This window comes from Microbacterium sp. cx-59, from assembly GCF_020805625.1.
Taxonomy (GTDB): domain Bacteria; phylum Actinomycetota; class Actinomycetes; order Actinomycetales; family Microbacteriaceae; genus Microbacterium.
In genome coordinates, this window is the sequence record NZ_JAJHGO010000008.1 from 264438 (window position 1) to 285548 (window position 21111).

Consider the following 21111-nt stretch of genomic DNA (forward strand, 5'->3'; position numbering starts at 1 on the left):
CGTCCGACCTGCTCGGTCAGAGCGACCGGATCTCTCCGCGCTTCATCTCCCACGACTGTGGGGCGAGCCAGGCGCGCGCGGCGACCACCAGGGCATCGACGCCGCGGGCGAGCGTCGGTTCGATGATGGGCGCGAAGTGCGGCGAGTGGTTAGATGGCACGTCACTGTCGAGCGTGCCCGCGGCGGCCGCAGCCATGTACAACGCGGCGTCCGCTCCACCGAGGATCCAGTAGACGAGGGGCGCCTGCGCCGCCGCGGCCAGGATGCCGACATCCTCGCTGCCACTGACGGCCCCCGGTGCCAGTACGCTGGCGTCGCCGAACGCCGCGCGGAATGCCGCGTTCGTGCGCGCCGTCCCGTCAGCGTCGTTGACCATCACGGGAAACGACTGTGCGTAGTGGATGCGCGGCTCGGGCGCACCGGAAACGGCGGCTTCGCCGCGCACGATGCGCTCGATCGCCTCGATGATGCGAATACGCACCGGCTCGCTGAAGGCGCGCACGGTGAGGCCGAGACTCGCCGTGTCGGGGATGATGTTGTTCTTCGTGCCCGCGGAGATACGCCCCACAGTGACCACCGCTGTCTCCTGCGGCGCTACCTCACGAGCGACGATGGTCTGCAGGCGGAGCACGATGGACGCGGCGAGCACGATCGGATCGATGGTCGTCTCCGGGCGGGATCCATGCCCGCCGCGCCCGTAGACCGTGATGTCGATGCTATTCGCCCCCGCGAAGGCCGGACCCGAATGGGCGCCGACCACACCGGCGGGGGCCGGACCCACGTGCTGACCGAGGACCACGTCCGGTAGGGGCACCTTCTCGTAGAGGCCGTCGTCGATCATCGTCTGCGCGCCGTCGCCGCTCTCTTCGGCGGGCTGGAACAGGGCGATCACCGTCCCTGACCACTCGTGTCGGGTCTGTGCGAGTCGATCGGCCGCACCGATCAGAGCCGCGACGTGCACGTCGTGCCCGCACGCGTGCATCATGCCCTCGACCGTGCTGGCGTAATCCAGGCCGGTGTCCTCGTGCACCGGAAGCGCATCCATGTCCGCGCGAAGCAGAACGGTCGGGCCTTCGCCATTGCGAAGCACTCCCACGACGCCCGTCCGGCCGACTCTCTCGATGACCTCGTAGCCGGAGTATCGGAGACGGGCCGCCGCGACGCCCGCCGTGCGCGTCTCTTCGAACGCCGGTTCCGGATGGCGATGCAGATCGCGGTAGAGGTCGGCCAGGGGCGCGGCGAAGTCGGTCATCTGCTCAGTCTCCCGCACAGTCGTCCTGATGCTCGGGAGCGGAGCGACGACCGCGGGACGAGCGCTTCGGGACATCCACTCACGCTGTCACGTCCATCGCCTGCGTTCGATCGCCGCGTGACGTCGTCTCGACGCGCCGCCACATACGCGTCGCGCGGGAGGCACCGGATGGTGCACTCCCGCGCGACGAGTACTGCGGATGCGGCGGATCAGCCCTTCGTCGCCCCAGCCAGAAGGCCCCGGACGAAGAACCTCTGCAGCGCGAAGAAGACGATCAACGGCACGATGATCGAGATGAACGCGCCCGCGGACTGCAGGTACCAGCGGTCGCCCCACGAGCCCGACAGCGAGTTCAACGTCTGCGTCAGCGGCAACGACGACGATGGCGCGAAGATCGTCGCCACGAGCAGGTCGTTCCACACCCAGAGGAACTGGAAGATCGCGAACGAGGCGATCGCCGGCATGGCCAGCGGCAGGATCATCCGGAAGAAGATCTGTCCGTGCCCGGCACCGTCGACCCGCGCGGCCTCGATGACCTCGCTCGGGATCTCCGCGATGAAGTTGTGCAGCAGGAAGATCGCGAGCGGCAGCGCGAAGATCGCGTGCGCGATCCAGACGGTCGCGAACGAGTGGTCCACATCGCGCAGCTCGAAGCCCGGGAAGACCCCGACGCCGTTGATCTCGAGTCCGCGCGAGAACAGCGTCAGCAGCGGCACGAGAGCCATCTGGATCGGAACGATCTGCAGCGCGAAGACGAAGACGAAGAGCAGATTCTTGCCCTTGAAATCGATCCACGCGAACGCGTAGGCGGCCAGGGACGCGAGCGCGATCGGGATGATCGTGGCCGGAATCGCGATGGCCAGCGAGTTGATGAACGACTGACCGAGGGTCAGCGCCGTTCCCCCCGAGGTCAACGCATCCGCGTAGTTCTGCAGGGTGAAGCTCGGGTTGGTGAAGACCGTCCACCAGCCCGAGGTCTGCGAGTCGGAGCCGGGTCGGAACGACGTCACGAACAACCCGAAGGTCGGGATGGTCCAGAAGATCGCGATGATGACCGCGATGATCGTGGCGGTCTTGGACGTGAGCTTCTTCTGGGCGATGTTCTCGCTGCGACGCGTGTCTCGCGCCGTCTTGCGGGTCGCCCGACGATCGAATGCCGGGGGCGTCTCGGCCGGAGCGATGGCGCTCATCGGATCTCCCTTTGCTGGCGCAGCTGACGCGCGTTGTAGATGATCAGCGGCAGAACGAACAGGAACAGCACGACGGCGAGCGCGGACGAGTGCCCGTAGCTCTGGAACCGCTGCTGCTGGTTGACCATCTCGAAACCGAGGACGGAGGTGTTCGAGCGACCACCGGTCATCACAGCGACGATGTCGTAGACCTTCAGCGATGCGATGGTGATCGTGGTCAGCACGACGATCAACGAGGCGCGGATGCCGGGAACCGTGACGTTGCGGAACCGCTGCCAGGGGCTCGCGCCGTCGAGCTGCGCCGCCTCGAGCTGTTCGGTGGGAACAGCCTTGATCGCGGCCGACAGGATGACCATCGCGAATCCGGTCTGGGTCCAGATGAACACCGCGAGTAGGGCGAACGTGTTCAGCAGCGGCTGCGCGTCCAGCCAGCCGACCGGCTGCCCGCCGAACATCGTGACGATCGCGTTCAGCAGACCGATCTGCTCGCCCTGACGGTAGTCGTAGACGAACTTCCAGATGATGCCGGCGCCGACGAACGAGATCGCGACGGGCATGAACACGAGCACCTTCAGGATCTTCTCGCCGCGGGCGCGGTCGATGAAGGCCGCGTAGGCGAGGCCGATGACGGTCGAGAGCGTCGGGGCGAACAGCGCCCAGATGATCGTGTTGACGACCGACCAGAAGCCCTCGGGGTTCGTGAAGGTCCAGATGTAGTTGTCGAGGCCGACGAACGTGTCACCCGTCTTGTCGAAGAACGACGAGAAGATGGTCGAGATCGCCGGGTACACGAGCCCGAGGAGCAGCATCAGCAGCGCGGGTGCCAGGAACACGACGAGCTGGAACACGTAGCCCGAGCCCTCGCGCGAGCGGTAGTCCGCGAAGAACAGCAGCGCGCCGACGCCGAGCGCGATCGCCACGACGTAGAGCAGCGCGTTTTGGTACGGCCGCAGCAGCATGAACGCCAGCACCGGGATGACGAAGCAGGCGGCCAGACGCAGCCACATGTAGCCCTTGCCGCGGCGCGGTGCGAACTCGATGAGAAGCAGCACCACACCGACGACGATGCCGAACACCACGACGATGATCGGGATCTGCACCAGCGGGTTCAGGTTGCCGATCCAGGTGAAGAAGCTGTTGAGCGAGAATCCCAGCGAGGTCGGCCGGGCGTCGTCCACGGGCGTGCTCATCAAGAGCAGGACGAGGGCGATGAGCGCGATCGCTGCGGCGGCGAGGGCGACGATGCCCGTCGTGCGGCGCGAACGCGCGGAAGCGGGGGGTGCGAGCGCGTCGTCGGGAACGACGTGCGGCTCCTTCGTGGTGGTCTGCGACATCACTGTCCTATCTCTCCGGCTGAGGGGTGCAGGCACGGGGGCCGCTCGTATCGAGCGACCCCCGTGCGGCGCAGCCCGGGTGGGCTAGTTCTCGTATCCCGCCTGGATGTCACTCAGGACCTGGTCGGTCGGGCGACCGTCGATCCAGTTGACCATGCCCTTCCAGAACGAACCGTTACCGACCGTGGCCGGCATCAGGTCCGAGGCGTCGAAGCGAACGACGGTGCTCGGGTCCTGGAGGATCGTCATGGCGTCGGTCAGGAACTCGCTCGATGCGAGCGACGGGTCGGCGCCCTTGTTGGCCGAGATGACCCCGCCGAGCTCGACACGAGCGTCAGCGAACTCCGGCGTCGACATGAACTCGAGCACCTTCTGCACGGCCTCCGAGTCGGAGAACGCGGTGACGAACTCGCCACCGGCTTCGACGTAGGTCTCGCCATCGGCCGTGATGCCCGGGAGCAGGAAGGCGTAGACGTCGCCGTCGGGGGCAATCGTCGGGGCCTCACCGGATGCGGTCTTCGCCTCGAGGAAGTTCGCCGAGAGGAAGGACGCCTGGTGCGTCAGAGCGCAGCGACCGTCCGCGACGGCGGCGGCGACGTCACCGAACGCGGTCGAGTTGATGCTCTTCACATCGCCGTAGCCCGCGTTCACGAAGTCCGGGTTAAGGAGGATGTCGCCGACCGAGTCGAAGGCATCCTTGATCTTCGAGTCGGTGAACGGCACGTCGCCGGCTACCCAGTCGTCGTACACGTCGGCGCCGGACTGACGCAGCACGAGGTCTTCGATCCAGTCCGTGCCCGGCCAGCCGGACGCGGCGTCGGACGAGAAGCCGGCGCACCACGGGGCGGCGCCGGTCGTGTCGCGGATGGTCTGCGTGAGCGTCAGCAAGTCGTCCCAGGTCTTCGGAACTTCGACACCCCACTCGGCGAAGCTCTTCGGGGAGTACCAGACGTATCCCTTGACGTTGGCGAGCATCGGCGCGGCGTAGAACGTGTCGTCGACGGTGCCGTAGCTCTTCCAGTCGGCCGACCAGTTCGCGTCGACGTTCGACTCGACAGCCTCGGGCGCGGCCTGGACCTCGCCCGTGTCGACGAGCGCCTTCAGCAGACCCGGCTGCGGAACGATGGCGATGTCGGGAGCAGAACCACCGGTCACCTTGGTGACGATGTTGCCCTCGAAGCTCTTGTCACCGGTGTATTCGACCTTGATACCGGTGTCTTCGGTGAACTGCGTGAACGAGGCGTTCAGGTCGTCTGCCTCGACACCCGTGATCCCTCCGGAGATCTGGACGGTCTGCCCCTCGACCGATCCACTGTCGCTGGAGCCGCCCTCCGCACAACCGGCGAGTGCGAGTCCCGCAACCCCCAGCAGCGCGATCGGTGCGACCAGGCGGCGTCGCTGCGATCTGATCATGTGATTCCTCCTCTTCGAGTACGCGCATGCTCCTTGCACCCACGCATCCGGCTCCTCAGGAACCGATTCCAGGCAAACGTAAACCAATCTGACAGACAACACAATGTCGCCGCATCACAACTCGGTAAAGCTGCGATGGGAGCGCTCCCTCGCTTCCGACCTGGGAATGGGAGCGCTCCCTCAATGCATTTCGTATGTGGAACCGGTTTCATCTTTTTCGGCCGACTCGTACTACGATGACTGCGGACCCGAGCCCATCAAGGAAGAGGGGTGGTGATGATGAGCGGGATCTCCGATGTGGCGCACCTCGCGGGTGTGTCGAAGTCGACCGCGAGTCGGGCGCTCAGCGGCGCCGGTTACGTCTCGGCCGCCACGAAAGAACGAGTCGCCGCTGCCGCCGCATCCCTCGGCTACGTCCCCTCGACGAACGCGCAGAGTCTGTCTACCGGCCGGACGCAGAACATCGGCGTCGTGATGCCATATATCAACCGGTGGTTCTTCGCGGAGGTGCTCGAGGGGATCCAGCAGGAGCTCCTGGAGCGCGGCCTCGACCTGATGCTCTACGACGCGAAGCCCGGAACCGAGAGCCGACGGCGGATCTTCGAGGATTTCCTCGCCCGCAAGCGCTTCGACGGCCTCATCGCCGTCGGTCTGGAACCCGCCGAGAACGAACTCGAGAGCATGCTGTCGCTCGGCAAGCCGGTCGTGAGCGTCATCGGCGATCACCCGAGGACGAGCGCCGTCTCGCTCGACGAAGGCAACACCGCGCACCGGGCGACCGAGCACCTGATCGCCCTCGGCCACCGCGACATCGCCTTCCTCGGTGCCGGCGCGGATCCGCACCGCCCGCACGTCGAGTCGGCGCGCGTCAGCGGTTACCACGCAGCAATGCGTCGTGCGGGGCTCGACGAGACGATCGCCCACGTACCGTGCGCGCTCACCATGCCCTCCGGCTACGCGGCCGCGGTCGACCTGCTCAGTGACTCGCGTGCTCGGCCGACCGCCATCGTCGCGGCGTGCGACGAGGTCGCGATCGGCGCCATCATCGCGGCGCGACGCCTCGGCATCCAGGTGCCGGCGGCCCTCAGCGTCGTGGGCATCGACGACCACGAGCACGCGGAGATGTTCGCACTCACGACCCTTCACCAGGACCCGCGCGAGCAGGGCCGCACCGCCGTCGACCTGCTCATGCGGCAGATCGAGGACCCGGATGCGGAGCCCGTCGTGGTGCGCGTGAAACCCCGGCTCGTGGTGCGCAACTCGACCGCGCCCGTGAACCCGTCCACATCCGTCGTCGTCGCCGACAACGGAATCCTGCCGGTCGGCTGACCGCGAGAGCACGAGAGCACGAGAGCGGGGCCCCGGCTCTCGCCGAGGCCCCGCTCTGTGTCTTCCCGATCAGCTGTGCCGGCGGCGACCCGTCGTGCGGGCGATGATGCCGAAGCCGATCAGCAGGGCGCCGAGGAGCGCCGCTCCACCGACCCAGCCGTAGTCGCCGCCCGTCGCCGGGAGCGCTCCGGAACGTGCCGCGATGGTGACCGGCTGCCATCCGATCACGTCACCGGCCGCGTCGAGCACCACGAGACGGTGCGAGCCCGACACGCCATCCGGCAGAGTGACGGTGACCGTACCGGCCGCGCTCACCTGCTGCCACCCGCCGAGCTGCTGCGGGGTGGAGTACAGCCAGATCGAGACCCACGCGCCGGCGTACTTGGTACCGACGTAGATGGTGATCTCTCCCCCGGCGACGAGGTTGCCGATCGTAACCTGGATCACGTTCTTCAGCGCCTCGATGAGCTCGGAGACGGACACCGGCTGCGGCGTGGTCGTCGGCGGCGTGCTGCCTCCGCCGGTCTCGGGCAGGGGCGGCGTCGTGGGCGTCGGCGTACCGGTGCCCGGTTCGCCGGTCGGCGGCTCCTCGACGGACGTCACCGCGATCGGAACACGCACCTCGGTGCCGCTCTGGGGGGCCTGCAGCACGATCGTGCTGGAGGCGGCAGCATCGGCCGGCACCTTCAGCGTGACCGTCGCCGAACCGCCGCTGACGGCGATCGGGTCGAACACCGTCGTGCTCCCCGCGAAGCTCGCAAGGAGCGTCGTGGTGGCCGGGCTGCCGACGGATGTGAGGTCGAGGCCCGACACCTGGAACGTGACGGTCTCGCCCTCGGCGGCGGATGCGGGCACGCCCGTCACCTGCGCGCTGCGGCTCGCGAAGTTCGGGGTGAGCGTTCCCGCTGCCTCGATGTAGCTGATCCACGCGTCGCGGTCGATGAGACCCGAGTCGCGCGTGTCGGTGCCCTGGGTGAAGGTGCGGAAGTTGTCGCCGCCCTGCACGAGGAAGCTGAACGAACCGACCCGGTACTGCTGGGCGGGGTCGATCGGCTCTCCGTCGATCCAGATTCCGGTGATGTGCGAGCCGCGAGCCGCCGACTCGTCGAACGTGTACTGCACGTTCTCGGAGAGGCCGAGCGCGAGGTAGGGACGCGACGGGATGGTGCCGTCCGCGTTGGTCTGCCACTGCTCTTCGAGCAGGCTCTTGAACTGCGCGCCGGTCAGGCTCGTCGTGAACAGGTTGTTCGCGAAGGGAAGGACGGCGTTCGCGTCGGCGACCGTGATGCCGTCGGCATCCTTCAGCAGCTCCGCGCGGAGTCCGCCCGGGTTGACCACGCCGATCTCGGCGCCGCCGAGGCGTTCCTCGGAGAGCGTCGCGACCAGGGAGTCGGCGACGAGGTTGCCGAGCGCCGACTGCTTCGCCCGGTTGTCACGCGTGCCGCCGGTGTAGACACCGTTGACGTACGTGCCTCCGGTGAAGGCCGTCGTGATGTCTGCCGACACATCGCCGACCTTCACGCTGCCGACGACCTTCGCCTCCGCGATCGCCTTGTCGACGATCGTCTTCACCGCGGCGACCCGAGGGTATTTGGCAACGAGCTGCGCATCGAGATCAGCGTTCTGCTGAGCGTCATTGGCAGAATTCTTGTCGTCCACGATCGCGACGCGGGCCACGTTCTTCGCGGTGTAGGACTGCACGTCGCCGGTTTCGGCATCGACCGTCAACACGACCTGGCCGATGTTCTCGCCGTAGTTACCGGTCTGCACGATCGGACGCGTCTTGTCGGTGCCCGGGATCGGCACGTTCCACGAGTACAGCTTGTGCGTGTGGCCGGTGAAGATCGCGTCGACGGCAGGAGAGGTCTTCGTCGCGATGTCGGCGAACGCCTTGCCGTCGGCGATCTCGTCTTCCAGTGTGGCCTTCTCGACCTCGCCGGCAGCAGCACCCTCGTGGTATTCGGCCACGATCACATCCGCTTCGCCGTTGGCGGGATCGCCGTCGGTCAGTTGGGCCGCGACGCGGTTGACGGCCTCGACCGGGTCACCGAACGTGACATCGGCGATTCCGCCGGGCGACACGAGCGTCGGCGTCTCCTCGGTGACGGCGCCGATCACGCCGACCTTGAGCCCGTCGACCTCGATGATCGTGTACTCGTCGAGCACCGGAGTGGTCGTGCCCTTCTCGTACACGTTGGCGCCCAGGTAGGGGAACGCGGCCACGTCGGACACGCGGCCCTTCAGATCCGCAAGCCCCTGATCAAACTCGTGGTTGCCGACGGCCGACGCCTGCAGCCCGAGCGCGTTCAGCACGTCGAGCGTCGGCTTGTCGCCCTGGAACGCCGAGGCGTAGAGCGACGCACCGATGTTGTCACCATCCGAAAGGAACAGCGTGTTGTCCTCGCCGTACTGCGCGCGGAGCTGCTCGATCGTTCCGGCGAACTTCAGCGTGGTGCCATCGATCCGACCGTGGAAGTCGTTGATGTTGAGCAGGTTGAGTTCAACCGTCGGGTCGAGGTCGAGGCCTACGACCAGGGGGTCGTGGTCGCTCGAGCGGAACGGCGAATCGTCGTAGAAGTTCGTCGCGTTGTAGTTGTAGCGGCTGTACTCCAGAGCGATCGACTCGACGGAGTTGATGTTCCAGACATCCGAACCCGTGACGAGCTTCTGCGCCTCGGTGGACGCGAGGATGTGGTCGAGCGAACCGACCTGGCCGCCGAACGAGTAGGTGTACTCATCCGTGGGGGCGAGGTTCGCGTAGCCGGCCTCGTAGAGAACCTGCATCGGGTCCTCCTGCGTGTACGAGTTGAAGTCGCCGAGCAGGAACACGTCATCCGTGCCCACCGAGGCCTTCAGCCCGTCGGCGAAAGCGACGAGCGCCTGCGCCTGACGCGTGCGGTCGCCGTTGAAGGCGCCCTGCACGCCGTTGGCGTTGTCGCCGGTTGCCGGCGGCTCGCTGTCGCCCTTCGACTTGAAGTGGTTGACGATCGCGATGAACGCGTCGTCGTCGCTCCCGCCCGTGGGCGTGAACGCCTGCGCGAGCGGCGGCCGCGCGTTGTCGAACGCGGCGTTGTCGAGAATCACCGATGCGCCGAGCGGCTCGACCGCGGCCTTCTTGTAGATGAAGGCGGTGCGGATGACGTCTTCGCCCGCGGGCACGGCCGCGGGCGACGGAGCGTAGGCCCACTCGTCCGAGCCGAGCGCCGCATTGAGTGCGGCCACGAGCGTCTTCACGGCCTCGTCGCGGTTCTCGCCCGCGATGGTGGAGTTCTCGATCTCTTCGAGCGAGACGACCTCGGCACCGAGTCCATTGATCGCCGCGACGATCTTGGCCTGCTGGCGGGCGAGATCGTCGTCCTCTGCCGCGCCACGGGGCCCGGCGCCGCAGTTGTTCGCGGTGACGCGGTTGCCCTCGCGGTCGGTGTAGTAGGTGCAGCTTCCACCGGCGGCCACCCAGTCCTGCGCGGTCGTGGTGAAGTAGTTGAGCACGTTGAAGCTCGCGATCTGCAGGTCGCCGCCGACATCCTTCGGGGCGGGTTCGCGCGTGTTCGCGAACGTGGCCGGCTGCACCGTGGCGGCGTTGTCCACCGTCAGCTGCTGGGTCGGCTGGAAGTTCCACATGTCGTTGCGGTACTCCGCGATGACCGGGGCCGCGAACGTGACGGGCGCGCCCACACGAACCGGCGACGTCGTCGACAGGTACGGCAGCGGGATGCCCTTGTTCGCCGTGGAGTTGAAGTTGATCGACGCGCCATCGTCGAGCGTGACCGCACGTGCGGCGTTGTCGGCAACGACCGTGTCGTACTCGGGCGTGCCGGGACGAGCCACGTCGGTCGGGTTCTTCAACGGGGTCGTGCCCGCGGCGAGACCGACGGATGCGTAGTAGTTGGTGTCGTACGTGTTCGTCACCGTGAAGTCACCTTCGGGGGCGACGAGCATGCCCTCGAGCACCTCACGCGCCTCGTCGGTGGTCGGCCAGGCGGCGGGCACCGGAGTGACGGGAGCCGCCTGCTCCGTGAGCACGGTGATGCCGGTCGCGGCCGGGGTGAGCTGCGTCATCGTGCGGAATTCGGCGACCGGACCGGTCACCTCGACGTACTCGCCGACCTTCACGAGGCCCGCGACAGCGGCACCGGTCGCACCGGAGCCGCCGTAGACGAAGACGGCGTCGGATGCGGTGTGCGATGCATCCAGCGTTCCGCCCGTGCCGGGGGTCTGGATGTAGAAGCCGTTGAGCCCGCCGGTGGGGTAGGCCGCCGTGACGACGCCGCGCGTCGTGACGGTCTGACCGACGAGCGGGCTCGTCGCACCCGTGCCCTGAATGGCGTCGATCGTCACGGTCGACGGCTCGGTCGGAGGCGTGGTCGGCTCGGGCGTGGGTGTGGGTGTGGGAGACGCCGTCGGGGTGGGCGTCGGAGTCGGCGTGGGCGTCGTGGCGCCGCCGGAGTTCTGCGGGGTGACCGCGGTCGAGACGGTGAAGTCGGCCGCGTTGTTGTCGGTGTCGACGAAGTTCGTGCGCACGAGCGAGTTCGGTTGGGCGGGCGTTGCGGCGGCCGCGCCCTCGAAGGTGTTGCTCGTTCCGTACCCGAGGAGGTCGACCACGTTCGCCGTGCCGATGACGGAGCCGACTGCGGGAGTCAGGTTCTGCGTGGTGTCAGCGAGGACGATCGTCCCCGAGGCACCGGCGGGGCCGAAGCTGGTGCCGGTCAGGTCGGGCTGGACCGGCAGGTCGGCGAGACCGTCTGCGCTGCCCGGGAGAGAGACGAGGAAGTAGCCACCCGGCGCGATGTCACCGCTGAGGTTCTGCACCTGTGTCTGTCCCGTGCCCGTCGCCGAGCGGTACTGCAGCGACCATCCTTGGAGGGACTCGGCCGCGGTACCGGGGTTGTACAGCTCGACGAACCGGTTCTTGTACAGCGCGCCCTTGCTGCCGTTGACGTACGCCTCGTTGATGATGACGCCCGAGCCGTCCGGCGCCGCCATGGCCGCCGTCGGAACGAGCATTCCACCGATCAGCGCTGTTCCGACTCCGAAGGCGAGCGCCGCTGTTCGACGCTGCCGCTGTGAAAAGGACATGGGTCTCCTGAGTTCTGACTGAGGGTTCCTCAGGAGGTTAGGCAGAAGTGATGAACGAAATGCGTACGAGCAGATGACGTTCCGGTGAGATTCCTCTCATCGAATCGTCATAGCTTTCTCATTCCGCGAGGTCCTTCGCACAGAACGTGATTACTTGAGGGTAACCGTCGCGCCGGCAGCCTCGAGGGCTTCCTTCGCCTTGTCTGCAGTCTCCTTGTTGGCGCCTTCGAGGACGGCCTTGGGAGCGCCGTCGACGACAGCCTTGGCCTCGCCGAGGCCGAGCGAGGTGAGCTCGCGGACCGTCTTGATGACCTGGATCTTCTTGTCGCCAGCGGCCTCGAGGATGACGTCGAAGGAATCCTTCTCCTCAACCTCTTCTGCAGCGCCTGCGCCAGCGGCACCGGCAACGGCGACGGGCGCGGCAGCGGTGACGTCGAACTTCTCCTCGAACGCCTTCACGAACTCGCTGAGCTCGACGAGGGTCAGGCCGGCGAACTGCTCGAGCAGCTCCTCAGTGGTGAGCTTAGCCATGGTGTATCTCCTAGATTGATGGGGTTTATGAGAACGAGATCGCCGGACGCTTACGCGGCCTCAGCGGTCTCCAGCTTTTCGCGAAGCGCGTCGATGGTCGCGGCAGCCTTGCCCATCGTCGCCTTCATCATGCCCGCAGCCTTCGCCAGCAGAACCTCACGGCTCTCGAGCGCGGCGTACTTGTTGACCTCGTCGGCGGTGAGGGAGTTGCCCTCGAACACGCCGCCCTTGATCACGAGAAGCGGGTTGGCCTTGGCGAAGTCACGCAGAGCCTTGGCAGTGGCGACGAAGTCACCGTGCACGAAAGCGACGGCCGACGGACCCTTGAGGTCGTCATCCAGCGCAGTGATCCCCGCGTTGTTCGCGGCGATCTTGGTCAGCGTGTTCTTCACCACGGCGTACTCAGCGTCCTGACGGATGCTGTTGCGCAGCTGCTTCAGCTGGGCAACCGTCAGACCGCGGTACTCGGTCAGCAGGACGGCGTTCGAGCTCTCGAATGACTTCGTGAGTTCGGAGACCGTTGCATCCTTCTGCGCCATGGTCACTCCTTGGTGGGTACGAGACACCTCACGGTGGTGAGGCGCCGACCGGAGACCAGGCCCGCAAAAACAAGAAAGCTCCGGCGCAAGCGCACGGAGCTCGGTTCTCAAGAGAATCGTTCGTACACCTGCGCGGGCCCCTGCTTTCGCAGTGCTTCGGTCATCATGCGCTTGCACGCACGACGATGACCAGCGGTCTTCGGCTTCCCTCACCATACGCCACCCCTTCCCCCGCGCCAAATCCCCTGCCCCTCCCTCTCCCTACTTGCCGTCCCGCCCCCAGCCGCGGGACGGTCCGCCGGCGGGGATGGGTGTCGCCGCGCGTCGCGGGCGGGGCGCGTCCGGAGGGACGCGTACGCTCGAACGGTGACCCCCGAACTCGCCGCCCGCATCGTCGCGGACTCCCGCGACCGGGTGGCCTGGCTGCGAGCGCGCTCCCGAGGGATCACGGCGACGGATGTGGCCACCCTCACGAGCGACCGTGCCATCGCGAAGGCCGCGGACCAGAAGCTGGGCGGATCGCGCTTCTCCGGCAACGCGTACACCGACCACGGGCGACGCCGTGAGCCCGAGATCGCCGCCTGGGTCGCCGCAACCCACGGCATCCTGCCCTCGAGCGCGCTCTTCCACGCCGTCGTCGAGAAGCGCCATCTGGCCACCCCCGACGGCATCGGCGTCGACGCCGACGGACGGATCTCGCTGGCCGAGATCAAGACCACCAACAAGTCGTGGCGATCCATTCCGCGCGGCTACCTCCGCCAGGTGTGGTGGCAGCAGCACGTCTTGGGCGCAGAGCGGACTCTTGTCGCCTGGGAGCAGCACGACGGCTTCGTGCCTGTCGACGACGAACCGCGCTGCGCGTGGGTCGACCGCGACGATGCCGAGATCGCCAAACTCGTGCGGCTGGCAACCTCACTGATCGACGAGTTGTACTTCCGCACGACCGGCGTCCGCCCCCAGGGTGCCAGTGCTCCGCGCGAAGAATCCCAGGCCACGGATGCGGCACTTCTCGCGGCCGCCGAAGCCGCCGCCCGCCCGACCCGGTCGCGAGCGCTCGACTCCGCTTATCGCGCCCTCGCCCTCGCGGACTGATCGCCCGCATTCCTCCGCGCCGCCCTTCGAGTCGCTAGCCCCCGCCCCGCGGTGGCCCGGCACGCCGCACGCCGCTCTCGCCGCTCTGTCCACCGGGGCCCGGTCACCCACGACCCGGCGACGACCACCCGCCCCCCTCCTGAGCCCACCCCGCTCGAGGCAGCGACACGCCGCGCCCGCTCGACACACCCCCCTCCCCATGCCCCGCGAGTCGTCGGACCGAACGCGGCCGAGACGCCTCATCCACCCCAGGACACCACTTCAGCCCCACCGGTCCGACGACTGCGGAGCCGACATGGACAAATCGACGGCGGCGGAGCCCACGGCGAGACCGCACGGCGGCCACGCCCACCCGCGGGAAGTCACGCCCACCCGTGGGAATAGTTGACGCGCCTCAACCATTAGACCTATAGTTGACCCAGTTCAACAGTTGACTCCGGTCAACTTCCGCGCGCCGACGTTGCCGCCTCCCCCACTCCATGCGAAGGATTCTCATGACTGCGATCGCGCCGGCCGATACGGCCGCTGCCGCTCCGATGAGTCGACGCCGAGTACTCGAAGCCCTCTCCGGCCTTCTGCTCGGCATGTTCGTCTCGATGCTCGCCTCGACCGTCGTGTCGACCTCACTCCCGGTGATCATCCACGATCTCTCCGGCAACCAGAGCTCGTTCACCTGGGTGGTCACGGCGACCCTCCTCACCACGGCGATCTCGACCCCCATCTGGGGCAAACTCGCCGACCTCTTCAACCGCAAGCTGCTGTTCCAGCTCGCGATCGGCATCTTCGTGCTCGCCACGGCCGCCGCCGGGTTCTCGCAGGACCCGTCGATGCTCATCGCCTTCCGTGCCGTGCAGGGCCTCGGCGCGGGTGGCCTCGCCGCCCTCAGCCAGGTCATCATGGCCGACATCATCAGCCCGCGTGAGCGCGGCCGTTACATGGGACTGTTCGGCGCCGTCATGGCCGTCGCCACGGTCGGTGGTCCGCTGCTCGGCGGTGTCATCACGGATGCGTGGGGATGGCGCTGGAACTTCTTCGTCGCTCTGCCGTTCGCGGTTGCGGCCCTGATCCTCGTGCAGCGCACGCTGCACCTGCCGGCGCGCACCAAGCGCACTGTGTCGATCGACTACGTCGGCATCGTGCTGCTCTCGGCCGCCGTCTCGCTGCTGCTCATCTGGATCACGCTCGCGGGTGACTCGTTCGAGTGGATGAGCGTGCAGACGCTGCTCATGGTCGGCGGCGCCGTGCTCGCCACCGCGCTGTTCATCATCGTCGAGCTGCGTTCCAAGGAGCCGCTCGTTCCCCTCACCCTGTTCCGCAACCGCACGTTCTCGCTGGCCGTCATCGCGTCGATCGCGACCGGTATCGCGATGTTCGGCGCGTCGGTCTACCTCGGTCAATACATGCAGCTCGCTCGGGGCGCGACCCCGACCGAGGCGGGCGTCATGACGATCCCGATGATCGCCGGCCTGCTGCTCTCGTCGATCGGCGTCGGCGCGCTCATCACCCGCTTCGGCCGCTGGAAGCCGTACCTCATCGTGGGCGCCGTCTTCCTGATCGCCGGATCGTTCCTGCTCTCGACCATCCACTACGACACGAACTTCGCGCTCGTCTCGCTGTACATGTTCCTGCTCGGCGCCGGCGTCGGCATGACCATGCAGAACCTGGTGCTCGTGGTGCAGAACACGTCCAAGCCGAGCGAGATCGGCGTCGCCAGCTCGGGCGTCACCTTCTTCCGCAGCCTCGGTGGCACCATCGGCGTCTCGATCATGGGCGCGGCGCTGTCGACGCGGGTCGTCGACCTCGTCGCCGAGCGCCAGGGCGACATCACGACGGCACTCGCCAGCCTCGGTGACCAGGCGCAGACCTGGGCGGCGCAGCTGCAGAGCGGCACCCTCCCGCAGGTGTCGGCGATGCCGGAGGCCCTGCGCGTGGTGTTCGAGGACATCTACGCGAACGGCATCTCGCACTCGTTCCTCATCGCGGTTCCGTTCGCGGTGCTGAGCCTGCTCGCGATCGTGTTCCTGCCGAACAAGTCGCTGACCACCATGACCACGAGCGAGCGCATCGCGGCGAGCGAAGCCGATCTCGCCACCGTGTCGGTGCCCGAGGCCATGGCGACGCTCACCGGTTCGGTGCGGACCACGGATGCGGCATCCGACGCTCACGGCTCGCGCCGCTAGGGTGAAAACGATGACCACGGATCGGACTCGAGAGGCGCGCACCGAAGCGGTGCGCGCCCTCGAGGGCGAGTTCAGCGAGCTCATCAACCGATTCCGGCGCGTCATCACCGAGAACGCGAACCGGGTGAGCCCGGGGATGCTGCCGGGCGCCTACAAGGTGTTCACCACGATCGCCCGCCGTGAGAGCGTGACCCAGTCCGCTCTCGCGGAGGCCCTGATGGTCGACAAGGGCCAGCTGAGCCGCACGGTGCGCGAGCTAGAACAGCTCGGGCTCGTCGAGCGCACTCCCGATCCGAACGATGGCCGCTCGAGCCTTCTCGCCCCCACCGCGTTCGGCCTCGAGCGCCTCACGGCGGCTCGGTTGCCGCAGGAGAACGCGCTGCTCGAGAACCTCGTCGACTGGCCGATCGAAGACATCCACAACCTCAGTCGCCTGCTGCACGCGCTGACGTCGGGCATCAATCCTTGACGAGATCGTTCCGAGCGGTATCACCGACGTAACACGGTTGAGACAATCTCGGGTTTGACTGGTGTCGTTCCAACGGCACGCGTTGCCGACGTCGACACGCACGGGAAAGGGCGACCGATGAACCACCGGCCGCTGAAACCGACCACCGCCACCGACCACTCCGCCGAGCCGGTCCCAGACCGGATGCGGGCGTCCGTCATCGATGCCACTGGCGGCACCGATGCTCTCCACATCCTCGACGTCCCGGTGCCGTCGCCGGTGTTGAGCGAACTCCTCATCCGGGTCGTCGCCGCGGGCGTCAACCCGATCGACACGAAGACCCGAGCCGGATCGGGACTGTCCGCAGCCATCGCGGCGTACCCGGCGACCCTGGGTTTCGACTTCAGCGGGGTTGTCGTCTCCGCACCGTACGAGGCGCATCCGCTCTCTCCGGGCACTGAGGTGTACGGCCTGGCGTCGTTCCCGCGGACGGGTGGCTCGTACGCCGAGTACGTCGTCGCTCCGTCGCAGTCGCTGGCGCGCAAACCCACGAGCCTGTCGCACGTCGAGGCCGCGGGTGTTCCGCTCGCCGCGCTCACCGCGTGGGGCGTCGTCGTGGAGACGGCGCGCGCACACGAGGGGCAGCGGATGCTGATCCACGCCGGCAGCGGCGGCGTCGGCCATTTCGCGGTGCAACTCGCGGCGTACTTCGGCGCACGGGTGACGGTGACCGCATCCGGCCGCAACGCGGCATGGCTCCGCGAGCTGGGCGCCGCCGAGGTGATCGATTACGCGACGACCCGGTTCGAAGACGTCGTCGCGGATGTCGACGTCGTGATCGACCTCGTCGGCAACACCGCCGATGAGGTGGGTACGCGGTCGCTGCAGGTACTGCGGCCGGGCGGGCTGTACGTGCTCGTGCCGACCGGCGCGTGGCCCGGGTACGCCGAGGCCGCTGAGGCGGCGGGTCTGCGTGCAACGAGCTACAAGGTGGCCCCGGATGGCGACGTCCTCGCCACCCTCGGGCGCCTGCTCGATTCGCGCGCGATCCAGGTCTACATCGATTCGGTGTTCGATCTCGGCGACGCGTCCGCCGCGCACGAGGCGGTCGAAAGCGGCCACACCCGCGGGAAGACGGTGCTGCGCGTCAGCGACGACTGACCGGGCGGAGCGCACGGCGCGCGCCGGCGGCGACAGCGTCTGCCGTCGCGCGCAGGAGCGGCGAATCGATGTTCCACTGCTGCCAGTAGAGCGGCACGTCGATCGGGGCGCCGCCGAGCCGCACGATCCGCCCCGCCGCAAGGGCGTCCTCCGATTGCACCTCCGGCAGCATCCCCCAGCCGAGGCCCGCGCGAACGGCGATCGCGAAGTCGTTCGAACCCGGCACGTAATGCCGGGGCGGGGTCGCCGGATCGATCCCCCGCTCGCGCAACCAGCGCGACTGAAGGTCGTCGCGGCGGTCGAAGTCGACGAGGGGAACGGATGCCGCATCCTCCCCCATGCGCTCGGCGACGGCGGGCGTGGCGACCGCCTCGTACCGCATGGTGCCGAGCGCGCTGACCCGGCAGCCGGCGACCGGCTCGGTCCGCGAGGTGACCGCCGCGACGACCTCCCCCGATTCCAGAAGAGCGGCCGTGAAGTCCTGGTCGTCGCGGTGCAGGTCGAACACGACGCGATGGTCCGTCGCGACGTCCGCGAGCGGAGCGAGGAACCAGGTCGCCATCGAATCGGCGTTGACAGCGAGCGGGATGCTGACGGCACGGTCGCCGGCCACGCCCGCGCCGTCGATGCCGAGCTCGACGAGCGTGTCGTGGGCGAGCAGCGCGTACTGCCGGGCGAGGCGCACCACCCGCGCGCCCGCCTCGGTCGCCCGGGCCGGCTTCGCGCGAACGAGGAGCACCTGCCCGACCCGCTCTTCCAGCGCGCGGATCCGCTGGCTGACCGCGGACGGGGTGATGTGCAGCCGGCGGGCAGCCGCATCCATCGTTCCGGTGTCGACCACGGCGGCCAACGTCTCGGCGAGGTCGATCGGGATTGTCATAAGCAGAGCTTACGACGCGATAGTAATTCGAACTGGTCTTCATCCTGCGCGACGCTTACCGTCAAGAGGTGACCACTGCTCTGCTCCCCGGATTCCTGCTCGGGCTCTCACTCATCGTCGCCATCGGCGCGCAGAATCTCTTCGTGCTGCGGCAGGGCATTCGCCGAGAGCACGTGCTGGCCGTGGCGGTGATCTGCGCGCTCTCGGATGCCGCACTCATCGTCGTCGGCGTTTCGGGCATCGGGTTCGCGCTGCAGTCCGTCCCGTGGGTCATCGAGGTGGTGCGGTGGGCGGGAGCACTCTTCCTGCTCTCCTACGCCTTCCTCGCCGCGCGGCGGGCTTGGCGCCCGAACGGCGAGGCGCTGACCGTCGCCGGCCCGGGCGAGGCGCTGACCGTCGCCGGCCCGGCGAACGCGCCGGATGCCGGACAACGCGCGCCGACGGATGCTGGCGGAGGCGCGGCGACGGATGCTCGGCCCCGCGCCGCGGCGACAGACGCTACGCCGAGCCCGATCACGACCGCCACCCGCGTGCGCACACCGCTTCTTCCCGTCATGCTCACCTGTCTCGCGCTGACCTGGCTGAATCCGCACGTCTACCTCGACACCGTGTTCCTGCTGGGCTCGGTCGCGGCGACCCAGGGCGACGGGCGCTGGTGGTTCGCGTCCGGGGCGGCGACCGCCAGCGTGGTCTGGTTCTTCGGACTCGCCTACGGCGCGCGCCACCTCGGGCGCTGGCTTGCGACACCGCGGGCGTGGCGCATCCTCGATGCCCTCATCGCCGTCGTGATGGTCGCCATCGCCGTCGGTCTTCTGCTCGGCTGACGCCCCGCACCGGCTTCACTCCACAGAGAAGTCGTGCACCGCGCGTCAGCGCCGGATGGGGTGCAGGATGGAGCGATGGTCCGCCGCATCCACGTCATCGTCCACGGTCACGTGCAGGGAGTCGGGTTCCGCTGGGCGACACGCAACGAAGCCCAGCGACTCGGGCTCACCGGCTGGGTGCGCAATCTCGACGACGGCACCGTCGAGGCCGAGGCGCAAGGACCCGAGGGAGACGTCGAACGGATGCGGACCTGGCTCGCCGCCGGCCCGCGCGGTGCCCGTGTCGCGCGCCTCGACGTCTCCGAAGCCGACCCGGATGCCCGGAGCACGGCGTTCACCCTGCGCGACACTCCCTGAACGCACCGCACCGCAGCCCGTCCGCCCGCACCGACCATCAGGTCAGGGTGCGTCGGGCTCCTGGACACGGCCCTCATCGAGTTCGCGCAGACGGCGGAACTTCGACCAGGGCACGAAGGCGATCCAGGCGATGGATGCGATGGAGGCTCCCATGATCATCGAGGCGATATCCATGCGTCCACCGTACGCACGGCGCCCGGACGCCACTTCCCCCTTGCGGGGGAACCGTTTCGCGCACGAAGAAGGGGCCCCGTCCGAAGACGAGGCCCCTTCTGGAACGCCTGAATCAGGCGAGGATGTTGACGTCCAGCGGGATGCCGGGGCCGAACGTGGTCGACACCGCACCCTTCTGGATGTAGCGACCCTTGGAGCTCGACGGCTTCAGGCGGACGACCTCGTCGATCGCTGCCTTGATGTTCTCGTCGAGCTGGTCAGCCGTGAACGATGCCTTGCCGACGACGAAGTGCACGTTGGCGTGCTTGTCGACGCGGAACTCGATCTTTCCGCCCTTGATCTCCTCGACGGCCTTGGCCGCGTTCGGGGTCACGGTGCCGGTCTTCGGGTTCGGCATCAGGCCGCGGGGGCCCAGCACCTTTCCGAGGCGACCGACCTGGCCCATGAGCTCGGGCGTCGAGACGGCCGCGTCGAACGCGGTCCAGCCAGCGGCGACCTTCTCGATGAGTTCGGCGCCGCCGACCTCATCTGCTCCGGCGGCGATAGCCGCCTCGGCTGCGGGGCCCGTCGCGAAGACGATGACACGGGCGGTCTTGCCGGTGCCATGGGGCAGGATGACGGTGCCGCGCACCATCTGGTCTGCTTTGCGGGGGTCGACAGCGAGCTTGAGTGCGACCTCGACGGTCGAGTCGAACTTCTTCGACCCGGTCTCTTTCGCGAGCGCGACCGCTTCGGTCGGCGTGTAGAACTTGCCGGCGTCGATCTTCTCGGCGGCGGCGATGTATGCCTTGGACTTAGCCATGTTCGTTATCCCCTCAGCCCTCGACCGTGATGCCCATGGAACGGGCGGTGCCGGCGATGATCTTCGAGGCAGCCTCGATGTCGTTCGCGTTCAGGTCGGGCTGCTTCGCCTCAGCGATCTCGCGCACCTGAGCCTGGGTGAGCTTGGCCACCTTGGTCGTGTGCGGGGTCGGCGAGCCCTTGGCGACGCCGGCAGCCTTCTTGATGAGCTCCGCCGCGGGCGGGGTCTTCAGGATGAAGGTGAAGCTGCGGTCCTCGTAGACGGTGATCTCGACGGGGATGACGTTGCCGCGCTGCGACTCGGTCTGGGCGTTGTACGCCTTGCAGAACTCCATGATGTTGACGCCATGCTGACCGAGCGCGGGCCCGATCGGCGGCGCCGGGTTTGCGGCACCAGCCTTGATCTGAAGCTTGATCAGGCCGGTCACCTTCTTCTTCGGTGCCATTCCTCTTCCTTTCATCGAGCGGATGCGGAAGCCGCATCCCTCTCCCGCATGCCCGGCGTTTCCGAGCCGCGGTCCGGTCCGTAC

The 21111-nt window shown here is 67.8% G+C and carries 18 protein-coding genes; 7 read left to right on the top strand and 11 right to left on the bottom strand.

The annotated features are described in order from the left end of the window. Window positions 1-16 precede the first annotated feature (16 nt). The 4 genes from LMI96_RS12000 to LMI96_RS12015 form a co-directional block, all read right to left on the bottom strand. Window positions 17-1252: an amidohydrolase gene (locus tag LMI96_RS12000; protein ID WP_228361640.1), complete on the bottom strand. Its 1236-nt coding sequence runs from the start codon at window positions 1250-1252 to the stop codon at window positions 17-19. 209 nt (window positions 1253-1461) lie between these two features. Beyond that, a complete protein-coding gene (locus LMI96_RS12005) occupies window positions 1462-2442 on the bottom strand; it encodes a carbohydrate ABC transporter permease (RefSeq protein WP_223722773.1) in 981 nt (326 codons plus the stop codon). Further along, complete coding sequence (locus LMI96_RS12010) at window positions 2439-3776, bottom strand: carbohydrate ABC transporter permease (protein ID WP_223722772.1); 1338 nt, start codon at window positions 3774-3776, stop codon at window positions 2439-2441. Before LMI96_RS12010 ends, LMI96_RS12005 begins: the two co-directional genes overlap by 4 nt. Window positions 3777-3860: 84 nt before the next feature. Beyond that, a complete protein-coding gene (locus tag LMI96_RS12015) occupies window positions 3861-5189 on the bottom strand; it encodes an ABC transporter substrate-binding protein (RefSeq protein ID WP_223722771.1) in 1329 nt (442 codons plus the stop codon). Window positions 5190-5468: 279 nt separating this feature from the next. Here LMI96_RS12015 and LMI96_RS12020 point away from each other — a divergent pair, with 279 nt between their 5' ends. Continuing rightward, entirely contained in the window at window positions 5469-6518 is a 1050-nt protein-coding gene (locus LMI96_RS12020; RefSeq protein ID WP_223722770.1) for a LacI family DNA-binding transcriptional regulator, read from the top strand. A gap of 69 nt (window positions 6519-6587) precedes the next feature. Here LMI96_RS12020 and LMI96_RS12025 read toward each other — a convergent pair whose 3' ends face one another. From LMI96_RS12025 to rplJ, 3 genes are all read right to left on the bottom strand, one after another. Beyond that, window positions 6588-11594, bottom strand: coding sequence for an ExeM/NucH family extracellular endonuclease (locus tag LMI96_RS12025; RefSeq protein ID WP_228361641.1), 5007 nt, complete (start codon window positions 11592-11594; stop codon window positions 6588-6590). A 150-nt stretch (window positions 11595-11744) separates the two neighbouring features. Continuing rightward, window positions 11745-12125, bottom strand: coding sequence for a 50S ribosomal protein L7/L12 (rplL, locus tag LMI96_RS12030; protein WP_223722768.1), 381 nt, complete (start codon window positions 12123-12125; stop codon window positions 11745-11747). Window positions 12126-12175: 50 nt separating this feature from the next. Beyond that, the gene (gene rplJ, locus LMI96_RS12035) at window positions 12176-12664 is read right to left on the bottom strand and encodes a 50S ribosomal protein L10 (protein ID WP_223722767.1); all 489 of its coding nucleotides are present in this window, start codon (window positions 12662-12664) and stop codon (window positions 12176-12178) included. Window positions 12665-13030: 366 nt separating this feature from the next. On the opposite strand from rplJ, the gene LMI96_RS12040 reads away from it, so the two are divergent. From LMI96_RS12040 to LMI96_RS12055, 4 genes are all read left to right on the top strand, one after another. Further along, entirely contained in the window at window positions 13031-13756 is a 726-nt protein-coding gene (locus LMI96_RS12040; RefSeq protein ID WP_223722766.1) for a YqaJ viral recombinase family protein, read from the top strand. Window positions 13757-14250: 494 nt separating this feature from the next. Beyond that, on the top strand, window positions 14251-15936 hold the full coding sequence (locus LMI96_RS12045) for an MDR family MFS transporter (RefSeq protein ID WP_228361642.1): 1686 nt from the start codon (window positions 14251-14253) through the stop codon (window positions 15934-15936). A gap of 10 nt (window positions 15937-15946) precedes the next feature. After that, a complete protein-coding gene (locus tag LMI96_RS12050) occupies window positions 15947-16405 on the top strand; it encodes a MarR family winged helix-turn-helix transcriptional regulator (protein ID WP_228361643.1) in 459 nt (152 codons plus the stop codon). A 117-nt stretch (window positions 16406-16522) separates the two neighbouring features. After that, window positions 16523-17545: an NADP-dependent oxidoreductase gene (locus tag LMI96_RS12055; protein ID WP_374197924.1), complete on the top strand. Its 1023-nt coding sequence runs from the start codon at window positions 16523-16525 to the stop codon at window positions 17543-17545. Here the strand turns inward: LMI96_RS12055 and LMI96_RS12060 are convergent. Then, window positions 17532-18425, bottom strand: a complete 894-nt coding sequence (locus LMI96_RS12060) for a LysR family transcriptional regulator ArgP (protein ID WP_228361644.1) — start codon at window positions 18423-18425, stop codon at window positions 17532-17534. The genes LMI96_RS12055 and LMI96_RS12060 overlap by 14 nt on opposite strands. A 68-nt stretch (window positions 18426-18493) precedes the next feature. Here LMI96_RS12060 and LMI96_RS12065 point away from each other — a divergent pair, with 68 nt between their 5' ends. After that, window positions 18494-19249, top strand: a complete 756-nt coding sequence (locus tag LMI96_RS12065; RefSeq protein WP_228361645.1) for a LysE/ArgO family amino acid transporter — start codon at window positions 18494-18496, stop codon at window positions 19247-19249. Between the two features lie 75 nt (window positions 19250-19324). Beyond that, on the top strand, window positions 19325-19606 hold the full coding sequence (yccX, locus tag LMI96_RS12070) for an acylphosphatase (protein WP_228361646.1): 282 nt from the start codon (window positions 19325-19327) through the stop codon (window positions 19604-19606). A gap of 42 nt (window positions 19607-19648) precedes the next feature. Here yccX and LMI96_RS16195 read toward each other — a convergent pair whose 3' ends face one another. The 3 genes from LMI96_RS16195 to rplK form a co-directional block, all read right to left on the bottom strand. Further along, window positions 19649-19780: a hypothetical protein gene (locus LMI96_RS16195; protein WP_267059741.1), complete on the bottom strand. Its 132-nt coding sequence runs from the start codon at window positions 19778-19780 to the stop codon at window positions 19649-19651. 112 nt (window positions 19781-19892) lie between these two features. Next, window positions 19893-20582, bottom strand: coding sequence for a 50S ribosomal protein L1 (rplA, locus tag LMI96_RS12075; RefSeq protein ID WP_223722760.1), 690 nt, complete (start codon window positions 20580-20582; stop codon window positions 19893-19895). A 13-nt stretch (window positions 20583-20595) separates the two neighbouring features. Continuing rightward, complete coding sequence (gene rplK, locus LMI96_RS12080) at window positions 20596-21027, bottom strand: 50S ribosomal protein L11 (RefSeq protein WP_223722759.1); 432 nt, start codon at window positions 21025-21027, stop codon at window positions 20596-20598. Window positions 21028-21111: the final 84 nt, after the last annotated feature.